Source organism: Virgibacillus byunsanensis (genome assembly GCF_042675965.1).
In the GTDB taxonomy this organism is placed as follows: Bacteria; Bacillota; Bacilli; order Bacillales; family Amphibacillaceae; genus Virgibacillus_R; species Virgibacillus_R byunsanensis.
Genome location: NZ_JBHTKJ010000040.1, coordinates 1 through 3,954, shown reverse-complemented (window position 1 = coordinate 3,954; position 3,954 = coordinate 1). Strand labels below are relative to the sequence as shown.

Below are 3,954 nucleotides of genomic sequence, written 5' to 3'. Positions count from 1 at the left end.
AAAGCAAAAAGTGCTTAGCTTTAATTTCAGTTTATGCCTTAACTTGGAAGTATGAATAATTCAGGTATGTGGTTATGTTCGTGAGTTTAATTTTGAGTGGTTGTGGCATCGAGGAAGATATAAGTGTAAGTACATATGATAACGGTATATTAGACATTTATACAACGTTATACCCATTGGAATATTTCACTAGTGAAATTTGTGGAGAACATGTGAACGTTGATCCTATCTTTCTAGCAGGGGCAGATCCTCACATACTATCTAAAGGGCTTGTTCAAGATATTCATGAAGTGAATGAAAAATCTGTTAAACAATTGCAGGACATGATTGTAGAATATGTGGAAAAGGTACTAGATGAGGTCGAGTTTGGAGATTAAATAAACGTTGTTTTGTAAAGGTTTCAACATGTTAATATTTCGAGGAAATTAATATTAGTTGTCGAAGTATGTATATTAATAGAAGTAGAAGATATTCCTATGATCATTCTTATATGCAGTGTGATAATAAAGCTGAGTCTCTTATGTAAGTGACTCAGCTTTATCGGGCTAATTTTGTGTGTCTTCCTAGGACCTTTTTAGAGAAAAAGATTGTATTGGACTCTTAGACGGTGCTAAAAGATAGTGGTAGTTTTCGATAAGTAGAAGGGAAGAGGGGATTCTTTGCATAGGTTTAAAAAAAGTTGAGGTAATGAATCAAGGTGGGCACCATGTTTTTCGTTTGTGTAGAAATAAAGGTATGCTTATACTTATCACAAAGCAGTAATTCCCAGATCACATAATCACCCTTATGTAAAATAACGATTTTCAATAAGAAGTAGGTGCTCTCTTGGTTTATTATTGTATACAGTAAAATAATTTTTTAATAAATTTTTTAATACGTTATAATAAATAGATGTAAAATCCATGAAAAGACAGACCAATGAAATTAATTTCGTTGGTCTGCCATATTTAATTTATAGGTTTTTATTTAGTATGGACGGTTTCTTTCTTTATCCATGATGACTCTAATGTAATTCCCGCGTCTTTTAATAAATTATAGACAGGACATCTTCTTTCGACTTCTGTTTTTAACTCTGCTATTCGTTGATCGCTTTCATCAGTTTCAATAGTCACTTTGAATGTTACTGTTTGGAAGTGAGATGAAACATCTTCAACGCCATTTAAACCTCTCAGGTCCAAGGTACCCTCATTATAAAATTCAACATCAGTGTAGCTAAAATCAAGTTCTTTGGCAACCAAAGAAATGATGACTGAGGTGCATCCGGATAAGGATGCCAATACATATTCAACCGGGTTAGCCCCTACGTCGGTACCGCCTAATTCTTTTGGCTCATCTATAACAATTTGTTCAAAATCCCTTACTTGGACAGTTGTCCGAACTCTATCTTCCCATTTTCCCTTCGATGATACCTTTATAATCTGCTCAGTCATACAAACTCCTCCTTTAATTTTAGGTAAAAATAAAATCCCTTCTACAGAAAAGAGAAGGGATTTAATCAATAAGAATAAATCCTTCTCATCTTCGGAATGTGTAACACATTCACGCTGAATTTGGCACCTTACATATAATCATGTAGGTTGCCGAGGCATCACAGGGTCAGTCCCTCTACCTCTCTTGATAAGAAGATTTAAATTCACTTTTTAAAATGTTCAAACAATTATATCACACAATAGTGGAATTTCAAAGAGGGAAGTGCAAATTATCCCATTTTACAAACTGCATAATACTGTGAAGAGAGTATACTAGCCTGTTTAGTGTTCCATTTTATTAGATTTTCCCTAACGAAAATCTTACTTGTATTTTCAAATTCTAAAATTTACACTGAACCGTTTGGGCAACTTAATTGTATAACTAACTATTTCTCTTTTAATTTTATTATCTGGCAATGGAAATCTTGCCTGAGCTTTTATTCTGGCAGTCTATCATCAATTTCACAAAATATGGTACGCAAGGCTACCTGATTTAATGGATGGACTGGAAATCGCGTGAGGAGAAGGTATTTCTATAAGGTAATTATGAAAAAGGTGATTTTACTCATTTTTGACGAATGGCTCCTCACGTAATTAAATATAGGACAGGATGAAAAATACGCGAGGTCTCACTTGCTGAAACGAAACTGATTGTATTGTACATGACTCTTACGATATCCTGAATGATTGAACAACCTTGGTAAGGAAACGGCATGAATAAGAAAATTAAATGCCACATAGGTAGTGTCTCACTGTCACGAGTGGCTCCATTTCATGGCAGAGGTGGGAGAAAAACATGGCAAAGTTGGATCTACTGCAATGGCAATATTCAGCATGATTAATAATAATAACAAAGTAATGTTACCTTATAGACTATGGGGCGAATTAGCTTTTATTGTCTAGTTCCATCAATTAAAGGAAATTAGGGGGTTGTTTACTTGTACAACGTATTAAATCTGTAACGTGTGTTTTTACTTAATGAAGAAGCATCAAAAATTAATAGCATAATATTGGAATCAATATGTAATACTTGTTATACAAATTTGATTGAAGTTAGCCTTCTACAAACCTAAATGCTCTAATGTGAAATGACGTGAATATGACCTTATTGATCTCAAAAGTCAGGGAATACTTCTTCAACTAACATTCAGAGGCGGAAGAAAGAGTTATCCCTCTGAATGGAGTTTCATTTTATTTATTCCAGAGCCTGTAATAAATCTTCTTTGAGATCATCCACATGTTCGAGCCCGACCGATACACGTAATAGATTAGATGGAGCCATCGATGTGCTTCCTTCAACTGAAGCCCGGTGCTCAATGAGACTGTGCGTTCCCCCCAGACTTGTAGCACGTGTAAACAAATGTACCTTTGCAGCAACAGCCATTGCTTCATCCTGACCGCCTTTTACCTGAAAGGACAACATACCGCCGAATGAACTCATTTGCCGTGCTGCAATATGATGTCCCGGATGCTCAGCGAGACCGGGATAATGAACGGCTTCGATATTCGGGTGATGTTCCAAAAAATCCGCAATTGCCGATGTATTTGAACAGTGAGTCGCCATACGCTGGGCAAGCGATTGAACGCCGCGCAGAGCAAGCCAGCATTCGAATGGAGAAGGCACAGCACCTTTTGAATGCTGCCAAGCCCGGAGATTGGCCAACATAGGGCTATCGGATTTTGCGATAGCTGCGCCAATCATTAAATCACTATGCCCCCCGATATATTTGGTTACAGCATGGAGTGAGAAATCAACTCCAAGACTGAGCGGCCGCTGCAGAACTGGAGTGGCCCACGTATTATCAACAACGGTATACGCACCGGCCTCTTGCGCTATCTGTGCCACTGCTTCAATATCGGTAACCTTCAGAAGTGGATTAGAAGGTGTTTCAATCCAAACCAGACCGGTAGGTGCCATTTTTATTGCCTTCTCAACGTTATTGAGATCTGTCATATCTACAATTTCAATATCGAAATTTAATCCGATATCCGTGTCTGAAAGAAGGGAACGAATCCCATAATACATATCGATTGGCATAATCACCCGGCGCGGTTTATCGGTAGGAAGAGCTTCGATTAATGATGTGATGGCTGCCATCCCTGATGCGAAAGCGACGCAATCATGCCCATCCTCGAGTGAAGTGAGGCAGTCTTCCAGAGCCCGGCGATTGGGATTATTTTCACGGCTATATACGAATTCATTTTGATAAGATCCATCTTGAGCTCGTTCGAATGTCGTAGAGAGATGGATTGGCATGGTGACCGAGCTCGTTGATTTGTCAATCAAACGCCCGGAGTGAATGGCTTTTGTTTCAAAACGCATACATATTCCTCGCTTTCAAAGATTATTGTCATGATGTGTTATCATGAGCTTGAGATATTTTAATAAGTTTTGTTCACCAAAGAGTATATTTATACTTTAACGTACTTCCGAAAGAAGTCTCCCTCTTCAAGTGTGTGAAGGACGTAGCCCAACGGTAAGGGG

4 protein-coding genes and 1 riboswitch are annotated in these 3,954 nt (G+C 37.9%); of the genes, 2 read left to right on the top strand and 2 right to left on the bottom strand.

The features are described 5' to 3' along the window. Window positions 1-80: 80 nt before the first annotated feature. A complete protein-coding gene (locus ACFQ3N_RS14520; RefSeq protein WP_390363258.1) occupies window positions 81-377 on the top strand; it encodes a hypothetical protein in 297 nt (98 codons plus the stop codon). A gap of 585 nt (window positions 378-962) precedes the next feature. Here the strand turns inward: ACFQ3N_RS14520 and ACFQ3N_RS14515 are convergent. After that, complete coding sequence (locus ACFQ3N_RS14515) at window positions 963-1,430, bottom strand: OsmC family protein (RefSeq protein ID WP_390363257.1); 468 nt, start codon at window positions 1,428-1,430, stop codon at window positions 963-965. Window positions 1,431-1,512: 82 nt separating this feature from the next. After that, window positions 1,513-1,624: riboswitch (SAM riboswitch) on the bottom strand. A gap of 619 nt (window positions 1,625-2,243) precedes the next feature. Between ACFQ3N_RS14515 and ACFQ3N_RS14510 the strand changes: the two genes are divergently transcribed. Next, window positions 2,244-2,372 (top strand): hypothetical protein, encoded by a 129-nt coding sequence (locus ACFQ3N_RS14510; RefSeq protein WP_390363256.1) that lies wholly within the window; start codon window positions 2,244-2,246, stop codon window positions 2,370-2,372. A 292-nt stretch (window positions 2,373-2,664) separates the two neighbouring features. Here ACFQ3N_RS14510 and ACFQ3N_RS14505 read toward each other — a convergent pair whose 3' ends face one another. After that, window positions 2,665-3,792 (bottom strand): trans-sulfuration enzyme family protein, encoded by a 1,128-nt coding sequence (locus ACFQ3N_RS14505; protein ID WP_390363255.1) that lies wholly within the window; start codon window positions 3,790-3,792, stop codon window positions 2,665-2,667. Between the last annotated feature and the right edge of the window lie 162 nt (window positions 3,793-3,954).